The sequence below is a fragment of the Mastigocladopsis repens PCC 10914 genome (assembly GCF_000315565.1).
GTDB classification, from domain to species: Bacteria; Cyanobacteriota; Cyanobacteriia; order Cyanobacteriales; family Nostocaceae; genus Mastigocladopsis; species Mastigocladopsis repens.
The window spans coordinates 569,155-587,608 of the sequence record NZ_JH992901.1 but is presented as its reverse complement, the minus strand read 5'-3'; the positions used below and the strand labels follow the sequence as shown (position 1 = coordinate 587,608).

At 43.2% G+C, this 18,454-nt stretch carries 14 protein-coding genes; 3 read left to right on the top strand and 11 right to left on the bottom strand.

Annotation, left to right across the window (positions count from 1 at the left end):
• Window positions 1-111 precede the first annotated feature (111 nt).
• Complete coding sequence (gene nfi, locus MAS10914_RS0104710; RefSeq protein ID WP_017314749.1) at window positions 112-780, bottom strand: deoxyribonuclease V; 669 nt, start codon at window positions 778-780, stop codon at window positions 112-114.
• A gap of 152 nt (window positions 781-932) precedes the next feature.
• The gene (gene mnmH, locus MAS10914_RS0104705; protein WP_017314748.1) at window positions 933-2,003 is read right to left on the bottom strand and encodes a tRNA 2-selenouridine(34) synthase MnmH; all 1,071 of its coding nucleotides are present in this window, start codon (window positions 2,001-2,003) and stop codon (window positions 933-935) included.
• A 436-nt stretch (window positions 2,004-2,439) separates the two neighbouring features.
• On the opposite strand from mnmH, the gene MAS10914_RS0104700 reads away from it, so the two are divergent.
• Window positions 2,440-3,519, top strand: coding sequence for a hypothetical protein (locus MAS10914_RS0104700; protein ID WP_017314747.1), 1,080 nt, complete (start codon window positions 2,440-2,442; stop codon window positions 3,517-3,519).
• Window positions 3,520-3,585: 66 nt separating this feature from the next.
• Window positions 3,586-4,551, top strand: a complete 966-nt coding sequence (locus MAS10914_RS0104695; protein ID WP_017314746.1) for an aldo/keto reductase — start codon at window positions 3,586-3,588, stop codon at window positions 4,549-4,551.
• Window positions 4,552-4,684: 133 nt separating this feature from the next.
• On the opposite strand, the gene MAS10914_RS0104690 is transcribed toward MAS10914_RS0104695, so the two are convergent.
• The 7 genes from MAS10914_RS0104690 to purC form a co-directional block, all read right to left on the bottom strand.
• A complete protein-coding gene (locus tag MAS10914_RS0104690) occupies window positions 4,685-5,983 on the bottom strand; it encodes a DNA cytosine methyltransferase (protein WP_017314745.1) in 1,299 nt (432 codons plus the stop codon).
• 220 nt (window positions 5,984-6,203) lie between these two features.
• The gene (gene lpxB / locus MAS10914_RS0104685) at window positions 6,204-7,373 is read right to left on the bottom strand and encodes a lipid-A-disaccharide synthase (protein WP_026082335.1); all 1,170 of its coding nucleotides are present in this window, start codon (window positions 7,371-7,373) and stop codon (window positions 6,204-6,206) included.
• A gap of 79 nt (window positions 7,374-7,452) precedes the next feature.
• Window positions 7,453-8,274 (bottom strand): acyl-ACP--UDP-N-acetylglucosamine O-acyltransferase, encoded by an 822-nt coding sequence (gene lpxA, locus MAS10914_RS0104680; RefSeq protein ID WP_017314743.1) that lies wholly within the window; start codon window positions 8,272-8,274, stop codon window positions 7,453-7,455.
• A 237-nt stretch (window positions 8,275-8,511) separates the two neighbouring features.
• On the bottom strand, window positions 8,512-9,045 hold the full coding sequence (fabZ, locus tag MAS10914_RS0104675) for a 3-hydroxyacyl-ACP dehydratase FabZ (RefSeq protein WP_017314742.1): 534 nt from the start codon (window positions 9,043-9,045) through the stop codon (window positions 8,512-8,514).
• Window positions 9,046-9,162: 117 nt separating this feature from the next.
• A complete protein-coding gene (gene lpxC / locus MAS10914_RS0104670) occupies window positions 9,163-10,020 on the bottom strand; it encodes a UDP-3-O-acyl-N-acetylglucosamine deacetylase (RefSeq protein ID WP_017314741.1) in 858 nt (285 codons plus the stop codon).
• Window positions 10,021-10,120: 100 nt separating this feature from the next.
• Window positions 10,121-12,757: a BamA/TamA family outer membrane protein gene (locus tag MAS10914_RS0104665; RefSeq protein ID WP_017314740.1), complete on the bottom strand. Its 2,637-nt coding sequence runs from the start codon at window positions 12,755-12,757 to the stop codon at window positions 10,121-10,123.
• Window positions 12,758-12,996: 239 nt separating this feature from the next.
• On the bottom strand, window positions 12,997-13,734 hold the full coding sequence (gene purC / locus MAS10914_RS0104660; RefSeq protein ID WP_017314739.1) for a phosphoribosylaminoimidazolesuccinocarboxamide synthase: 738 nt from the start codon (window positions 13,732-13,734) through the stop codon (window positions 12,997-12,999).
• 404 nt (window positions 13,735-14,138) lie between these two features.
• Here purC and MAS10914_RS0104650 point away from each other — a divergent pair, with 404 nt between their 5' ends.
• Window positions 14,139-14,399 (top strand): DUF7219 family protein, encoded by a 261-nt coding sequence (locus tag MAS10914_RS0104650; protein WP_017314737.1) that lies wholly within the window; start codon window positions 14,139-14,141, stop codon window positions 14,397-14,399.
• 70 nt (window positions 14,400-14,469) lie between these two features.
• On the opposite strand, the gene MAS10914_RS0104645 is transcribed toward MAS10914_RS0104650, so the two are convergent.
• Window positions 14,470-17,085, bottom strand: coding sequence for a GAF domain-containing protein (locus MAS10914_RS0104645; protein ID WP_017314736.1), 2,616 nt, complete (start codon window positions 17,083-17,085; stop codon window positions 14,470-14,472).
• A gap of 108 nt (window positions 17,086-17,193) precedes the next feature.
• Window positions 17,194-18,327: a glycosyltransferase family 4 protein gene (locus MAS10914_RS0104640; RefSeq protein WP_017314735.1), complete on the bottom strand. Its 1,134-nt coding sequence runs from the start codon at window positions 18,325-18,327 to the stop codon at window positions 17,194-17,196.
• Between the last annotated feature and the right edge of the window lie 127 nt (window positions 18,328-18,454).

Here is an 18,454-nt window from a genome sequence, read left to right as displayed (position 1 = left end):
TGCTATGAAAATGAAACCACAGATAAACACAGATGGACACAGATAATTTATCTGTGTTTATCCGTGTCCATCTGTGGTTCTAAATATTAAATACAGACTTTTGCAAAAAGTCTATTCTTTAGAAGATGCTAGTTTATCGGCAATGCGTGTCGTTTCTGGCAAACGATATTTTGTTATGCAACGTAATACATAGTCAATTGCTGTAGGTAAACTGACTTTATGACCGCTAGAGACATAGACAGGCTTTACTCCTATGCGCGTCCGTAAAACTGCACCTATTGTTTCTCCTTGATGTATTAATGGTTGCCACATGCCTCGTGTGTCTGGCAAGTCTTCATGCTTACCAACCAATAACGATTTTGCGACACCAATTGTAGGTAGATCAATAAGTAACCCTAAATGACAAGCTATTCCAAATCTTCTAGGATGAGCAATTCCTTGTCCATCACATAAGATAAGATCTGGTATAGTTTTGAGCTTTTCCAGTGCGTCTAATACAGCGGGTATTTCCCGAAACGAGAGGAACCCAGGGATGTAGGGAAATGTTGTAGGACGGCGTGCGATGCTTGTCTCTTGGAGTTGCAAATCAGGAAAACTCAGCACCGCTACGGCTGCACGGCTAATCGTACCATTTGCTTCAAAACCCATATCTACCCCTGCTACATACTGCACGGGTTCTTTGAGTTTATCTTCAGTAATGACCTCATCTCTTAGCTTTTCTTGAATTTCTATAGCTTCAGCCACCGTAAGAGACCAAGCATGACGTTGAGAAATTTTCATAATTTATCGCTTTAATTTAAATTTTGTAGCTGACAAAATTGTTACTGGTTATTATTACAAAATGAAAATAATTTTGCGCTCAGTTGCAAAGATGCAAAGCTTTGTAGGTGCGTTAAAGTACCTAATACAATTTATAATTCCGTAAGAGTCCTTTACAAATTTACTACCACTTGATTTGGCAATAGAGAATTTAATAAAGTCTCAATACTCCTATCCGATAAATTAGGAATGGATAGCGATCGCTCTACTTTGATAAAGTCCCGTTTCATGGACTTACTATACGTTGGATCGTAGTGGAACTGTAACATATCTTGCACGAATAATTCCCACTTTCCCGCATCAATCAACTGATACCATTCGTTTAATTTTTCTTTACCATATCGGGATTTAAGTCTTTCTAGCTTGGCTTTTAAGATATTGGTATGAGTTGTTAAATGTGGGTATTCTTGTAAGAGATACTGGACTCTTGCTGTCATCGATACTTGAATTTCTACACAGCTAGCCTGTTTCATTTTCTCCCAAAAAGACTGGGGCAAATAAACTTGCCCAATTTTGTTGCTTTCTGATTCTACCCACACAGTTTCAGCAGGATTAAAACTTTGCATCTGTTGCAGTAACAAAGATTCAAAGTATTTTTGAGAAGGTTGGGGTGAAAGTTTGCCTTCCCATTCTTCACCCAACAGTGAACCGCGATGATTAGCCAAAGCTTCCAAATCTAAAACTTGAGCACCACGCTGCTTCATCTGGTGCAGAATATGGGTTTTACCACTGCCAGTTAGACCACATAATATCCGATAGCTAAATTTTTCTGGCAAGTGTTTTAATTGGTCGCGGACATAAGCGCGATAGGTCTTGTAACCGCCTTCAATGACCGTCACTCGCCAACCGATCTGCGTCAGCACCATAGCCATACTATTAGAACGCTGTCCACCCCGCCAGCAATACACCAGAGGATGGTAGTTTTTTTCTTTTTCAGCAAAATGGTGAGTTAGATGTTGGGAGATGTTTTTTGAAACTAAAGCAGCACCAATTTTGCGTGCGGTGAAGGGGCATACTTGTTTGTATATCGTTCCCACTTGAGCGCGTTCTGCATCATCCAACACTGGTAAATTAATCGCATTTGGGATGTGGTCTTCCGCAAATTCACTACTTGAACGGACATCAATTATTTCACTGTATGTTTCTGTCCAAGGCTGTTTGGTATATGTAGGAAAGGGTGGCATTAAGCAATTCAAAATTCAAAATTCAAAATTCACGCATTGGGAAAGCTTGTTCCCGCAATTGTTCTACCTCGATGCTGTCAGCAAATTAAATATGCATGACTCTTATTGTCTAACACGAGCTTTCTCAATTGTGGCACTTCCATGACTTGGTGTGTGGAAGGGTATAATTTTGCTATTTTCAGCAACTTTCTTTAAAACCACACCTAAGACAGATGCAATTACCTATTAAATTTACTATCACTCCCATTGGTTGCTTGGTGGGAGCGTAGTATTGTTTAATGCAACAACGAGGTTTTCTGTTCAATCTGATACAGCGGAATCTTGAAACGGTAAGCTTTGACAAATTCATGTAGAGAGGTAGCATACTATGTCTCTACATAAATTTGTTCCAAGGCGCAGAAATCTGTCCACTTAAGTAAAACAGAGTAGGTGTGAGATGAGAAAGTTTGGATTACCCATATGGTTTCCTTTCCCCAGTTCTTGGTTAAACGCCTTGATATTATCGATGTTTATGACTGGGTTGGTAGCCTTGATGAGCCGTAGCAACGGTTTGGAGTCCTATTTGGCTAAATGGTCAGACAACCTAGAATTGTTGACCGTGCAAGTCATACTGTTACTCATATTACCAATACCTGCGATCGCCTTTTTTCATCACTTTTTTATCAGTCGCTTCATCCCCGCCATTCCAGGAGAACGGACAAACAATATCAAGGGATTTGTTCCTGGATTCATAAGTTGGTGGGAAAGTTTATATAGCTGGCTTGTCTTTGTCCTCTCTACTCTGATTGCAATATTGTTTTCTACTCCTTTTTTACCTCTATTTAAACTCAACTACGAAAACCTCATTGACACCTACAACCAACCTCACAAAAATCTGCAAGCAATCTTTGCTATTTTCTGGATAATTAGCGCTGCTATTTTCTACCAAATTGAGTATTTATTTAAGTATCGTCTGGTTTTTGCTGATGCTGTTATTAGTGAACTAGAAATTACGCAGGAAAAAACTGATGAAAGAATAAATGTAAAACAGGAAAATAATAAGCAGAATGAAATCGGTGTTACAGAAATTCAAGAAACTAACCAAATATCTACAAAAAAGCCAACTGTTGTTGACTTGATTGTGAAACATCGAAAGTTACCAAAAAGAATTTTCACCCTTATTTTGATTTCTGTAATATCTTTATGGGTCTACTTGTTTGCTAACTTACCAGAAGTTAAACAAACTATATCATCTACAAATATCTCTCTTGAAAACTCCTTAAGAGTCACTCCTGAAACCACTCCTAAAGATGAGCCTTTTAATAAGGCAATTGACAAAGCAAGAATTGCAGCACAGCTAACAAAGTCAGCACAAACTAGAGATGAGTGGAAAATAGTTGTCAGTCGTTGGGAACAAGCGATTAGACTTTTGGAAGAAGTTCCAACTTCTAGCCGCAATTATCCAATGGCGCAGCAAAAAATCTTGCAGTATCAGATTCATCGGGAATTTGCTAGGCAAAATGCTACATTCAATTAGGACATTTAAAAGTATCCTTCCGCTAACATACAAAAAGAAAAGTGCATTTACCCCAGCAAGCAAACTATGTCAGGAAACACGACGCGGCGTAACTTCCTCATCACGAGTGTTGCAGTTGCAGGCAGTATAGCAGGAGCATCTGCCTTGCAACAAAAACCAGCTGACACTGCAACACCACCAGCGACTATGCTAGAACGAGTGCTGGGACGTACGGGAGTAAAAGTCCCCATTTTTGGGTTGGGAGGAGCAGGTCAAACGCCACTCTCCTCGCAAGAGAGAGAACGTGATGCTGTAGCAATTATTGAGAAGGCGCTTCAACTTGGCATTCGTTACTTTGATACTGCTGCTGATTATGGACCGAGTGAAGATTATTTAGGGAAAGTGCTACCATCCCATCGCTCAAGGCTGTTTCTTGCGAGTAAAACAGATAAAAGGGATCGTGATGGTGCATGGCGGGAATTAGAAAGAAGTCTCAAACGTCTAAACACAGATTATCTGGACTTGTGGCAATTGCATCACGTCTCTTTCCAAAACGAACTTGACACCATTTTTAGTTCATCTGGTGCAGTAAAGGCTTTAGAAGAGGCGATGCAGCAAAAACTCGTCCGGTTTGTGGGTATTACTGGACATCATGACCCAACGGTGATTGCTGAAGGATTGCGTCGCTATCCATTCCACACAACGCTTATCCCTGTCAATTCTGCCGACAAATACCATCCGCGTCCGTTTCTCCCAGTCGTTCTTCCAGTAGCACAACAAAAAAATGTTGGCGTGATTGCGATGAAAGTACCCGCTTATGGTCGATTGTTCAAACCTGGCGGATTGGATGGGATGCAGCAAGCTATGGGATACAGTTTGTCTCAGCCAGGCGTTCACTGTTGCGTCATTGCAGCTGAAACGGTCAAGCAATTAGAAGAGAACGTGAATGTAGCTCGAGCTTTTCAACCTCTTAGCAGTAAGGTATTAGCTGCAATTGAACAACGTACTGCCACAGTTTGGGAAGATGGCACGTTTTTCCGAGTTTGGACATAGTATTTACTTGGGGTGTCTTAGCGCGGTTCCTAAAGCACCCTACGGCTTACTCATAAATCCTGTAGTTTTTTTAATCTGTTTCGGAAAAGTGTTTTTCTTGTACTATTTTGTTTGACTTCGCTTTCGTCTAGCGTTATTTCAAATAATTTCTCTTCCTTCGCTCTATAAAATGAGGCTCAACACCATAATATCTAGCTGCTTGAGACATATCAAACATTAGTAAATTTTCGTTTCCTAGTTCTTGTATCATTCCAGGTTTAGATGGATTTACACCAAGAGCTTTAATAATTTCTGATGCTACTGCCTTAGCTAATAACGGTGGAACAGAATTTCCTATTTGTCGAAATCCATGCCATTTTGTTACATGAAATCTGAACCAGTCCGGATAAGAATGTAAACGGGCAGCTTCACGTACAGTAATACATCTTGGGGTGAATGGATGAATTGGTCTAGCAGAAGTAAAGGCTCCTCTATTACTAGCAGTTCCTGCTCTAAGTGTATTGCATATTCCTTGAGGGTTAAGTTTATGAAAGCGGCTAACAGGTTCTGTTTTCCCAACAGGAGTAGACTCAAATCTTTTGATAGATTCTAGAGTATGCTTTGTTCTTAAACTTGAGGTAAGTATTCTAGAGTCATATTTACGTGCATAGGAATAGTCATTATCACAAGAGCAAAGACCCCGAAGTTGTCTTCCGTAATCACTTGGTTTCCCAAAGTCTGCAATAACCGAATCTTTCTCAAAAAGTTCTATGTAATCTTCTACTTCAGGTAGGTCGCCAATTGCATCCCAAACTGTTGGACTTAATGGAATTTGGTTATTTAACCCTGCTTTATTTGATTTTGCAGTTCTAGTGATTTGCTCAGGATAATGTGGTAATTCTAAATCCTGACGACAACCTAGCAAAAATAATCTTTCACGATTCTGCGGCACTCCGTATTCAGCAGCATTTAAAACTTTGTAATCTTTACGAACTTTGTAACCAGTTTGCTCAAATTCATTGATGATGATTGAAATAAACTCTCTGTGTTTTCCTAAAGTCATTCCTTTAACATTTTCTAAAACAAAGTACTTTGGCTGCAATTCTATAACTAAACGTATAAAATCTTTAACTAGGGAATTTCGAGGATCGTCAAAAACACGTTTACCTATTAATGAAAAACCTTGACATGGTGGTCCACCAAACACTACATCTATTTCTCTATCACCAATAGAAGAAGCTCGTCTAATTTCTGCTCCTGTAATATCAACGACACTTTTACAAAAAATATTCCAAACAGGAAAATTAAATTCATGTGTTGCACAATGAATTGGATCAATTTCAACAGATGCAAGCACGTCAAATCCTGCTTGCTCAAAACCAAGAGTCATGCCACCAGCACCAGCAAATAAATCAACCGCGATAGGTCTTTCTTTCTTATTACTGTGAATCATGTTATGTTTTTAAGCTACCAATTGTGGATTTTAGATGAAAAATGCTTAAGGACACTGTTAACAGAGTCTCTAGGTTGGATTATTGACTTTTAGCCTAATTAACAGCGGTTTTCAAATAAATGAACCACATATGCACTCATTGAAACCCTGTAGAGACGTTGCACTGCAACGTCTCTACAATGTGATCTATTTAAATGCAAATGGCTGTAAAATCTAAAATCTAATGTTGAAAATTTGGTAGCATTTGCAAAATTTCTTTGGCAGCGCGATCGCACACTCCCATTTCTCCCAAACACTGTTGCATTTCTTGATAATCTGCCAGCATTTGCTCTTTACTTTTGGGATTTAGCAATAATTCCAGCGCCGCTTGGGTAATGTTCTCTGGTGTGGCTTGTTCTTGCAAGAACTCTGGTACAATTTGCTTCATCATCACTAAATTTGGCGGCGATGCAAAAGGTATGGAACCTTTGAGCACAGTACGAGCAATCCACGCTGTGATGGGATGAAGTCGGTAGAGGACAACTTGAGGCACGTTCAACAATGCTAGTTCCAGGTTGACAGTGCCAGATTTGGTAATTGCTAAATCGGCACTGGCGAGGACTTCCTGAGTTTTACTAGATACTAGAGAAGCTCGCAAACCATACCGTTGTATTGCTCGTTCAATGGGTTGTCGGTAGATTTCCAGAGACAATGGTATCCAAAAATGTACCTGGGGCAATTTGGCTTGAACCACCTGAGCAGCCTGGAACATGACTGGTAGAAGATGTTTAAGTTCTTGGGTACGAGAAGCGGGGAGAAGAGCTACACTTATCTCATCCTCTGCAATTCCTAACTGTGTACGCGCCGCTTCCCGACTAGGAAAGCTTTGGACTCTGTCTACTAAAGGATGCCCTACCCAGGTGACTTTTGCTCCCTTTTGTTGGAAGTAACGAGCTTCCCCTGGAAAGATTGCTAGCAGCTTGTCTGTTATACCAACAATCAAATTTGTATTACGTGAATTTATTGACCAAACCCATTCTTGTGGTGCAATATAATACACTACAGGGATGTGTGGCAGATTCCGGCGAATGTAGTTGCCAATGCCAAGATTTGGCCCCATGTAGTCAATGAGGACCACCAAGTCAGGTGGATGTTGCTTAAGATAGGCGATCGCTCGTCGTTGGGTCAGGAGTGTTGGTAACATATAAGGCAGTGATTCTAGAATACCCACTGAGCCAATCCCACTGGTATTGCCTAAAAGGGTCGCTCCAACAGTTAGCATTTTTTCACCACCCAAAGCCACAATCTCTAATTCCAAGCCAGCGGCTACTGCTTGGCGTTTGAGTGCAGCAATCAGTAGCGACCCTTGCAGGTCGCCAGACACTTCGCCAGTACTGATAAATATTCGCATTTATATATTAAGAATAGGGAATGGGGAGATAGGGAGATGGGGAGAGTAAAAGTGTCCCCGCGTCTCCGTGTCTCATAACCTATGATTCCTCGTCTCTAAGGGCTGCTTTCCCCTTTCCAGGAATCAAGCCGCGTCTTCCTGGCATTTGAGAAAGTAGCAAAAAGCGACGCAGATGCTGTAGCTGTTGGGTATCTCCTAGCAGTTCCAACTGTTCCAAGGATTGCTTAAAGGTCAACTCAGAACGGTAGAGAAGGCGGAAGCCTTTTTTCAAGATTTGCAACTCAGCAGCTGTGAAACCTGCGCGTTTGAGTCCTACAAGGTTAAGTGTTCGTACCCGCGAAGGATTACCCTCCACCATCATATATGGCGGCACATCTCGGTCAATGCGAGTCATACCGCCCACGTAAGCCAAGCTACCAATATGTACAAATTGATGGACACCCAAAACCCCACTGAGCCTTGCGCGTGACTCTATGTGGACATGACCCGCTAAAGCGACAGAGTTGGCGATGATCACAGAGTCTTCAATAACGCAGTTATGACCCACATGGACATAAGCCATGAGTAGGTTTCCGTTACCAATGCGAGTTTCTTCACCCGCACCAGTTGCTTTATTAATCGTGACGTATTCCCGAATTGAGTTATCGTTCCCAATCTTGACCCAGCTATATTCGCCAGAGTACTTTAAATCTTGGGGTTCCATGCCAATAACGGCTCCCGGAAAAATTTGATTTCGTGCCCCAATCTCCAGAGGTCCTTCTAGTACGGCATGAGCGCCGATGACTGTTTGAGAACCTACTTTGACATGTGCGCCAATCACAGCATAAGCACCGACTTCCACTGTAGGGTGCAATTCCGCATTAGGATGTATGACAGCAGTTGGATGAATTAGCGTTTTCAAGGGTGCATCTCCAGAACAGGCTTGAGTGCTAAGAGTAGAGACGCGCTAAGGGCGCGTCTGTACCTCAATAGGTCATTTATTGAGTAGCCGAACGTGTCAGACTAGCTACTTATGTGTGAGGGCGTCGAGAATCGAGAACTAAACAATGCTGTTGTGGGTTGTTTGTTTTACTGATATCCTTATTCAGGATTCAGCAAAGGCACGTCACGGTCGGGCCTTTACCACAAAAGCAAATCTTCAGGTTACGAGGGAAAACATCAGTTCGCCTTCAGTAGCGAGCTGACCGTCAACTTCGGCACGCGCTTGCATTTTACCGAAACGACGTTGTTTAACGCACAACAGTTCCACGGTTATCACTATTTGATCCCCCGGTACGACTTGACGGCGGAAGCGGGTTTTGTCGATCCCAGCAAACACAAAGAGTCCGCCTTCCATTTCTGGTAATTGAGTCAAGACGACACCGCCGACTTGTGCCATTGCTTCTACAATGAGCACTCCCGGCATAATTGGGCGTCCTGGAAAATGCCCTTGAAAATGGGGTTCATTGACAGTGACATTTTTAATGCCAACAGCTCGTTTCCCCGGTACATATTCAATAATCCTGTCTACAAGCGCAAAGGGGTAGCGGTGGGGGAGCAGCTTTTGGATTTCTTCTACAGAGAAAATGATTTTATTGTCAGACTTGTTTGTGATCGTATTATCTGGCTGGTCGTTGGTAGATGCTGGTGTGGGAACATCGATGGTATTGACTTGGCCGGTGGCATTTGACATTGATACTGTGATTTATTTTCTATTTTTGTTTTTTCCGTAGGTGCTTGTTTGAACCTCCCCCTAGAGATGATGGATTGTGGATTGGTAATTGGCTTGTCGTAAGTGCTTAAGCGCTCACTACGAACCAACTCCTACATCTAAAATCCTTTGAGCCAGTTGAATGTGTAAATTATGGCTGGCTTTGTACGCCAAAAAATGAGCGCAGGGGAAAGATCCGAGCAAGCTCAAATCTCCTACTAAATCCAAGATTTTATGACGTACTGGCTCATTTGCAAATCTCAATGGTGGATTTACCCAGCCTTCTGGTCCACAAACGAGCGCATTATCCAAGCTTCCACCTTTAATTAACCCCGAGTGCTGGAGTTGTTCAATTTGATGCAGTAACCCAAAAGTACGGGCAGGAGCAATTTCGGCAGCGAAGCTAGCATAAGGGTTTCCCTTGTTGGCAGTAGAAGACCAGCTGTGCCATTGATTACCAATTGCAGGTAAATCGAAATCAATACCGTAGGTAAAGCGAGTTTCTGGGGCTGGAAGGGCACAGGCAAAGGCATCGCCCTGACGCACCCAAATTGGCTGGTCGATAACTAGAGTCATCTTGTCCTCAGTTAAAGTTTGTGACACTAAGCCAGCTTGGGCAATTGCGTCTGTCCACTCCTTTGCCGAACCATCTAAAAGTGGCACTTCCGAACCGTCAATTTCAATCCGGGCGTTATCCACTCCCATCGCAGCAAGGGCTGCTAGCAAATGCTCTACCGTGCGGACATATGCCTCCCCTTTACCTAACTGAGTTGAAAGCAGGGTTTGATTAACCGCTGCGACTTGCGCTGGAATGATCGGAGTATCCGGCAAATCCACACGTACAAAGTAGCGCCCACTTCCTGTCTCGGCTGGTTGTATCCGAACTTGGGTAGTGACTCCGCTATGCAGTCCCACTCCTGTTTGGATGATTTCATCTGCTAATGTATGTTGTTGCATATCGTCACTTTGTCTTTTGTCTTTCGTCCTTAGTCCTTTGTCATTTGTCTGAAAAAATGACAAATGACTTAATGACTAATGACTAATGACTAATGACTATTTAAAACCTTTCGCCAATACCAAAGTTTATACGGCTATCTCCATCATCGTTGATACCGTAGTCAATGCGAATTGGTCCTAAAGGAGACTGCACGCGCACTCCAACACCATAGCCGTAGCCAGTACCGTTTTTGTTCAAGACCTCAGATGCTCTGGTAGCAGTTCCCAAGTCGGAACCGACATCAAAAAATAGTGCGCCACTCACGACTGAGAAAACTGGGAAGCGATACTCAACCGATGCTTGTACGAAACTCCGTCCACTGCCTAAGGAACCTTCGTCATATCCTCGAACAGAGTTGCTACCACCAAGAGAAAAGGCTTCATAGGGAGGTAAATCACCCAGAATAGTTCCCCCTTGAATGTTAAAAGCCAGGGTTTCCGGTCCTTTATTAAAGTTAGTAAAGTCTACAGGCAAGTATTGGCTGTAGCTACCTCGTAACCTAGTAAGGAGAATATTGCCCAATCCTATCGGCACCGATTGGTCTACCCCGAAACGCAGGTAAGAACCACTGGTGGGTTGCAAGGGGTTATTTCGGAGGTCGCGTGCAGCGCCCAGTTGCAATAGCAACAAATCGTCTTTACCTTCCCCAGATTGGCTTAGTTCAACGACCTCATTCGTGTCTTCGAGCCGTCCTAGTTCTTTAATATCGCCATCAGCATCTTGGGTAGTCACTCGTTGATACTGCAAACCAGCTGAAGCTGTCCATACTGACTTCTCGTAGGGATTTCTGGATAAGGGACGGGTGAAGTTAACACCGCCTCCCAGACGCACAACCCGGGGGCGATCGTTGTCATTGTCAGGGTCGTTTGGGTCAAATGTCTCGATTTCTTCATCGTCGCCTTCAAAAATTAATGAAATCGAGCGACGACGGAAGATATTGGCTGTGTAGGAGGTTCGGTAGGGATCACCAGCTATCCAGGGGTCTGTAAAGCGGAGGTCAAACAAAAATTCCCTTGTTCCTAGCTGTAACTCTGCCCCTAATTTTTGATTTCTGCCATTGAGGTTTTGCTGCTGATAGCTGACGCTACCATACAATCCAGTGGCAGAACTAAGACCAGCACCCACCCCAATGGAACCGCTGTTGCGCTCAACCACGTTAACGACCACATTCACCCTACTGGGGTCTGTACCCGGGTCAAGCGAAACATTCACATCTTCAAACAGCCCCAGTCCGAAGACCCTTTGCAAGTCTTTTTGTATTGTGTTGCGGTTGAAGACTTGTCCGGGTTTCAACTCCAGCTCACGCGTAACGATATAAGGTTGCGTCCTTCCTCGGATCGGTTGTCCTTTGTCGTTTGTCACCTGACCTTCTTTATTGCGGAACTGAACTCGGATATTTTCTACGACCCCTTCTGCCACTTGCAAGGTGACAACTCCATTTTCAGAGACTTGCGGTGCTCCAATCACGTTTGCCAGGGCATAACCTTGGTCCTGATAGCGCTTAGTTAATTGCTTGATGCCTTCTTGTAAGTCACGTAAGTTGAGAATTTTGCCATACTGATCTTTAAATATCTCATCTGTAGTAGTAGCAGGTAGTACAGAGGGAACGTTAGTACCAGGATTTGCTTGTACTTGCACTTTAGTTAGAACCGGATTGGGTCGTACAACAAAGCTCACCCGCACTCCTAAGGGGGTATCTTCTGGCACTGCTTGAACGTTTGAGAAGAAACCAGTGGCAAAAATGGAGTTGATATCTTCTTGCAGTTGGGAACGGGTTGTTGTTCGTCCTGGCTGGGTGCGAATTGCTCGATATATTTGGTCTTCCAGTTCCGGCGCTAGTTGCCCGGTTTCGGCTCTAATCGAGACTTCAGAGACCAGCACGCGGGGTTCAGCGGCTTCTGGGGTTTGTTGGTCTGGTTGGGTATTTCCTGGAATTTGTGGGGATGTAGGTTCAGCCCCAGGCTGGCTGTTATTCTCTGGTGCGGGAGTGGTCCCGGGAGCTTGGGGAGGTGTTTGCTGCTGTTGAGTCTCAGGAGCTGGTGTTTGTTGTTGAATGCTTGGAGAAGGTGTTTGCTGCTGTTGAGTCTCAGGAGCTGGTGTTTGTTGTTGAATGCTTGGAGAAGGTGTTTGCTGCTGTTGAGTCTCAGGAGCTGGTGTTTGTTGTTGAATGCTTGGAAAAGGTGTTTGCGGAGGATTTTGTCCAGGTTCAGCCCCAGGCTGGTTGGTATTTTCTGGTGTGGTGGTACTATCGGGGGTTTGGGGAGATGTTTGCTGCTGTTGAGTCTCAGGAGTAGGCGTTTGCAGAAGATTTTGTGCAGTTGTTGACGATGTGGATCTTCTTGGCACTATGACCTGTTTTGTTGCTGTCGGTGCTGAAGCTGGGAATACCCCGACAACTTTATACTGCTGATTTGTGACAGGTTTTAAAGCTTCTGCTGTCTGTTTAGAACTGTTGAGGGGTTGCGTCGTCTTTGATTTTTCTATGGAACTTGGGACTACGACCTCTGGTTTCGCCCTTGGTTCTGACGAAGCTGGGAATACCCCGACAACTTCATGCCCCTGATTTGTGACAGGTGTTAAAACTTCTGCTGTCTGGTTTGAATTTGAACTGTTGGGGGTTTGTGCATTTGCACTCAGCGAACTGCCAAAAGGGGCTGCAATCGCCACAACTGTGGCTAAAACGGGAGATAAGCGCATTTTATTTGGATTCCTCTTCACGTCCACACACCATCACAAGGCAATCATGCTCTCCGGCAAGGGTTATGGAAAAATTACATTTTGACTTTTGCCTTTTTACCTTTATAAGGCACATTGCAAAAGGCAAAAGTGGATAAGAATCATTTGTTTTTCCTTTTTACCAAAAGCATTAAGGATTGGGGATCAAGGCTTGGAGAGTGGGAATGATCGAGTTCCCATTCTTCAATGCCCTATCTGCTTCAATTGCTTTGACAAGCTTTGAGTACTCTTTGTAAAACCTCCTGGTAGGCATTTTCTACGTTCCCTAAGTCCCGACGGAAGCGGTCTTTGTCCAGTACCCGGAGATTCGGGTCACTTCCAGCAGAATTGTCCCATAAACGACAGGTGTCAGGACTAATTTCATCTGCCAATAGCAATTGCTGTTGTGAGTCCAAGCCAAACTCTAGTTTGAAGTCTACTAAGGTAATGCCGCACCCCTGAAAAAAGTCGCTGAGAAACTTGTTGATTTGCAATGCTAGATGGGTAATTGTATTTACTTGTTCCAGAGTCGCTAGTTCCAACAGGAAAAGGCGATCGCGTGTTAACAATGGATCTCCCAGTTGGTCGTTTTTGTAATAAAACTCAACCAATGGCTGTCTTAACACAGTTCCGAGTGCTAATCCTGTTTGTTGGCAAAGACTTCCAGCAGCGATATTCCTCACGACGACTTCTAATGGCAAAATCTTCAACGCCTTTACCCGCATTTGATGAGGAGCCGGGCTATCAATATAGTGAGTCTTGATGCCATGGGCCTCTAGTTGTTGAAATAGTTTACTAGAAATGCTACAATTTATGTCTCCTTTATCCTGGATACTGCCACGCTTTTGGGCGTTAAAGGCAGTTGCATCGTCTTTAAAATCGGCTAATAAGATTTCAGGCTCGTCGGTTGTATAGAGAATTTTAGCTTTGCCTTCGTATATTTTTGTTTGAACAGACATGGTGAAAAGTAAAGTTTTAGGCAATGGGCAGCTTTTATGCTTTCAGGCTTAACCATTTTATCTTTAGTCATCAGTAATGGACAAAAGACTTATGCACCCAAAGCCGTCCTTGTTTTGCTGTAATATTGTATTCTTTGGCTGATAGGAAAACTTGTAGAGAAGAGTATAGTTGTTTACACGAACTAGTAATAGTAAAATTTTGGGCTGGATAAATACCTAAAATCAATTCAAAAAAAATTTGTATATAATACCAGCTCTTTATCTGGCGTTTTCCACTCAAGTTGAATAAAATCATTGTTTAAAGGCAGAAGAAGTCAGTGAGCAACCAAAGGAAACTCAACGATGGTTGCTAAATATTCACTTCAGCGCCGAAATCAGGGGGGATTGAGTAAACGGAGAGAACAATGGTAAATAAAGATGATTTTCTCTATCCTCGTGGTCGCTACTACGGTCAAGTGAAACCAGAAAACTTGGTTTTCAATGCTAATTTACAGGAATTTGCCCAAAAAATAAGTTACATTTGTAACCTAGAAACATCAGGAAAAATCCCACCAGAGCAAGCATACGAGCAAATCAAGGGTCTTTGGAAAAACTTAAAACGCTCAAAAAAAGAACTGAGAATAGGTGAAGACCCTTTCCATAGTGACGAGGGAAACAGTGAGTAAATTCTCAATGCTCAATGATGAATTAAGGGCAGTCTTTCGCTTTGATTATTCACAATTGATCATTTCTTGATTACTTCGTCAGCATACTGAAGACACCATCCCAAGAATGACTAGGAGGCTCCTTAAGGTAATTATGAGCACGTTCTAAGTGGATATCAACGGCTTGGTCTTTGGATCGGATTTTTTTGGCGGCTTCAAAACAGACAATAGCGTGTTGGAAATTGCGCGACAAGTAAGCACTACGTCCAGTTTGGTAATGAGACAAAAACTCTTGAGTGTTGGCATCTAAGGCAGTACCGCGATCGCTGATCAACTCGTAAATACTGACTGCTTGATGTTTTCCTTTCACCCTGATTCTGTCTAACTCGCGCACCCAAATCAGATCGCCACACAACTGGTAAGTAAATTCACTTAAAATGATATCGCAACCGTATTCCTTTGTGACTCTTTCCAAGCGCGAACTCAAATTCACGCCATCCCCGATGACGGTGTAGTCCATCCGTCTTCGGGAACCAATATTGCCGGAAACCACTTCTCCTGAACTGATGCCAATACCAATATGAATTTGTGGCTGTTCCTGGATAATTCGCCGCTGATTAAATTCTGCCAGTCGTTGCCGCATTTCTAATGCCGACTGCACTGCCCTCCAAGCATGATTTTCCAAAAGTGGTAGCGGCGCACCAAAGACTGCCATCAAGGCATCACCAATAAACTTATCTAAGGTGCCTTCGTGGTTAAAAACCGCTTCAACCATCGTTTCAAAATACTGATTCAGCAACGACACCACTTCAGCAGCACCAAGATTTTCTGTCAGTGTGGTGTAACCTCTGATATCAGAAAACAAGATGGTAACGTCTTTGCGTTCGCCCACCATCAAAGCATCTTCCCCTAGTATCATGACTTGTTCAGCGACACGGGGAGTCAGGTAGCGGTACATGGTCGTTTTCATGCGTTTTTCCTGACTGATGTCTTCCAAGACCACCAACCCGCCTCGTACGCCGCCTTCTGGGTTCGTCAAAGGATTAACAGTGAGATTGATACTGCGTTCGTTTTTCTTGATACTCGTTGCATCAAGCAACGCTACCCGGGGTAAGAGAGATTGATTCCAGGGAATGAAAACATCTGGGTTGGTGCGATCGCCTATTGCCAGAATGTATATATCTGGCTCTTGTAGAGACGTGCCGTGGCGAGCCAGCGCTGCAGGAGGGTCTCCCGACCTAGGCGACTGGCGTCGCGTTTCTACATACAGTCCTACCATCAAACTTTGCTCTGGGACATAATGTTTTGCCCCAGTTTTTAAACTATCTTGTAGCCTCAGTTGTAGATTATCAATAGGCACAACTTCCCAGACTAACCGACCAATCAAGTTTTGTTCCCAAAGATACTTATTGTTTTTAGCGTTTCCTTCCTCTAAGGGACAACCCAATAGCTGTAACGCTGCATCATTAATTGTAACGATTCTACCTTCCATGTCCGTAGAAATTACGGCGTCTGAAAGGCTTTGCAAAATATCTTTTTGATACTGTTTTTCTAGTAAGACATTTTCAAATAAGCGGGCATTTTCTAGAGCAATTCCAGCCTGGATATTAAAAGCCCGCATAAATTCCTCATCCGAGGCGGTAAAACTCCCTTGATGCTTATTAATTAACTGAGTCACGCCAATCAATTCATTTGCTGAATTAAACACTGGCAAACACAGGATATTGCGAGTGACATACCCTGTCTTTTGGTCTGTTGTGGGGTCAAAACGTGGGTCTTTATAAGCATCGGGGATATTTAGCGCTTCACCAGTGGATGCTACATAACCTGCAATGCCTTTGTTGTCAGGCATACGGATTTCCATCATGGTTTGATCATCCGCAGCTGCTACTTTAGTCCACAGTTCCCCCATTTCTTTACGATATAAAAATAGAGTGCTACGGTCTGCTTGCATTAAAATCCGGGCTTGCTCCATGACTATTTGCAAAGTTGCTTCGAGATCTAAACTTTGTCCTAAAGTCTGAGTCGCCCGTAATAGAGCTGTTACGCCCCGTTGATTGCGAGCTGCAACATAAAAAGATTGGCAACTTTCCAGGATAATGCCAATCGAAGAGGCAAAATCTCGAAAGTGTACTTCATCTTCATGATTAAACGGAATTCCCCCAGCTTTATTTGCTAGTTGCACGACCGCCACAATCTGGTTTTTGCTGCTCAAAACGGGCATACATAAAATATTACGAATCGTGTAGCCCATTTGTTTTTCCAGTTCAGGGCTAAAGAGGGGGTGAGTAGAAGTATCAAATATGTTCAAACATTGACCTGTACTGGCTACATGACCAGGGATACCAACGCTAATAGGAATGCGAATTTCTATAGCCTTTTGGGTGTTATCTTGAGGAAGTTTTGACCATAACTGACCTTTATCATAGTCAACCAAAAAAATAGTGGTATATTCTGCTTGGAGAATTTGACCAATTTTGAGTGTAATCGCCTCTAGAACCTTTTCCAGCATCGTTTCTAGAGCTTCATTGTTAATGAGTTCAATTGCCCTAAGAAACTGCTGAAATTCAGCAGTGATAAAGTCTAGCAAGCAAACAAATTCATTAACAGAAAAGTCTTTGACACGACGCAGTAGGGTGTGAGTGCGATTAACTTGAGTCAGTTCAGTTAATGTAGCCAAGACGCTACCAGCATTTAGGAGTGTCATGGAGATTTAAAATTTTCTTGTAGGTAGTAGGTAGTGGGTAGTGGGTAGTGGGTAATGGGTGGTGAATAGTAGAACAACTAACAACTCACAACTACCCACTAACAATCTCTATGCCACTTTCGGCAATTCAGAATAAATCACCTTTTGATAATAGGTTTGTAGCTGGCGGGTAGCAGCAGCCCATCCCCAACGTTCTGCTTCCCGACGCGCATTTTGACGGATAGTTTCTCGTTCTTGTTGCTGTTGTAGGAGACCCTGAGTTGCTGCAATGGCACTTTGAACATCTGCTTCTGGCTCAAAAAGATATCCATTCACCCCGTCTGTCACAATATCAGGAATCCCACCAGAACGGGCTGCAACAACCGGACACCCAGCAGCCATAGCTTCTAGTAGAACTAATCCTAGTGTCTCCGTCCGAGAAGGAAAAATAAACGCATCAGCACTAGCAAAGGCAGAGGCTAATTCTCTACCGACAAGATACCCAACAAAAAGAGTATTTGTCCCAGTAAAGTGTTTTTCCAGTGCTTGGCGGTGAGGACCATCTCCCACTAACGCTAACCGTGCCTCGGGAATGGCTTCTAAAATCGGTTTGATGCGCTCAATTTCTTTTTCGGCAGAAAGACGTCCGACGTAAAGTAATAATGGACTTTCAGGATGATTTTGCGACAGGCGCGATCGCATTTGCTGACAGGCATTGTCAGGATGAAATGATTCCGTATCCACCCCTCTTTGCCACAAATCTACCCTTTCAATACCGTGTTCTATCAATTCCTGCATCATTGCTGTGGAGGTACACAGATTTAAAGCTGCTTGATTGTGAGCTGTCTTCAGCAGTTCCCACAATAAACCTTCCAGCATTCCCAAACCGTAATGCTGAAGATACTGAGGTAGATGAGTATGGTAAGATGCAACCAAGGGAACATTTAGGTATTTGCTATAAATTATACCAGCTAATCCTAAGACTGCTGGGTTTACTACATGAATAATCTTTGGCTTGAACTCCTCTAGAGCTTGACCAATTGCTGGACGAGGTAGTGCCATTTTTAACTCTGGATACAGTGGCAGGGGAAAACCAGATATACCATATACTTTAGCTCCTTTGTATTCAGTAATGCCACCATCAGGGGCAATTACCAGCACTTGGTTGCCACTGCGCTGAAGATGGTCCACCGTATGACTCAAGCGTGTTACGATGCCATCAACTTTAGGCAAAAAGGTTTCGGTAAACAGGGCGATTCGCATAAAAACTATTCAGTACAGGCGAAGTATGAAGTCTGAAATGAAGGTAAAGGTTGGAAGTATAAAGTATGAAGTGAAGAAGGGGGTATTTCATCCTTCATCCTTCTAAAAAGACTGGTCGTCATACTGC

Excerpts from the sequence above, each read along its gene's own strand:
- nfi (WP_017314749.1), bottom strand. The coding sequence starts at position 780 with ATGAAAATTTCTCAACGTCATGCTTGGTCTCTTACGGTGGCTGAAGCT.
- mnmH (WP_017314748.1), bottom strand. The coding sequence starts at position 2,003 with ATGCCACCCTTTCCTACATATACCAAACAGCCTTGGACAGAAACATAC.
- MAS10914_RS0104700 (WP_017314747.1), top strand. The coding sequence starts at position 2,440 with ATGAGAAAGTTTGGATTACCCATATGGTTTCCTTTCCCCAGTTCTTGG.
- MAS10914_RS0104695 (WP_017314746.1), top strand. The coding sequence starts at position 3,586 with ATGTCAGGAAACACGACGCGGCGTAACTTCCTCATCACGAGTGTTGCA.
- MAS10914_RS0104690 (WP_017314745.1), bottom strand. The coding sequence starts at position 5,983 with ATGATTCACAGTAATAAGAAAGAAAGACCTATCGCGGTTGATTTATTT.
- lpxB (WP_026082335.1), bottom strand. The coding sequence starts at position 7,373 with ATGCGAATATTTATCAGTACTGGCGAAGTGTCTGGCGACCTGCAAGGG.
- fabZ (WP_017314742.1), bottom strand. The coding sequence starts at position 9,045 with ATGTCAAATGCCACCGGCCAAGTCAATACCATCGATGTTCCCACACCA.
- lpxC (WP_017314741.1), bottom strand. The coding sequence starts at position 10,020 with ATGCAACAACATACATTAGCAGATGAAATCATCCAAACAGGAGTGGGA.
- MAS10914_RS0104665 (WP_017314740.1), bottom strand. The coding sequence starts at position 12,757 with ATGCGCTTATCTCCCGTTTTAGCCACAGTTGTGGCGATTGCAGCCCCT.
- purC (WP_017314739.1), bottom strand. The coding sequence starts at position 13,734 with ATGTCTGTTCAAACAAAAATATACGAAGGCAAAGCTAAAATTCTCTAT.
- MAS10914_RS0104650 (WP_017314737.1), top strand. The coding sequence starts at position 14,139 with ATGGTAAATAAAGATGATTTTCTCTATCCTCGTGGTCGCTACTACGGT.
- MAS10914_RS0104645 (WP_017314736.1), bottom strand. The coding sequence starts at position 17,085 with ATGACACTCCTAAATGCTGGTAGCGTCTTGGCTACATTAACTGAACTG.
- MAS10914_RS0104640 (WP_017314735.1), bottom strand. The coding sequence starts at position 18,327 with ATGCGAATCGCCCTGTTTACCGAAACCTTTTTGCCTAAAGTTGATGGC.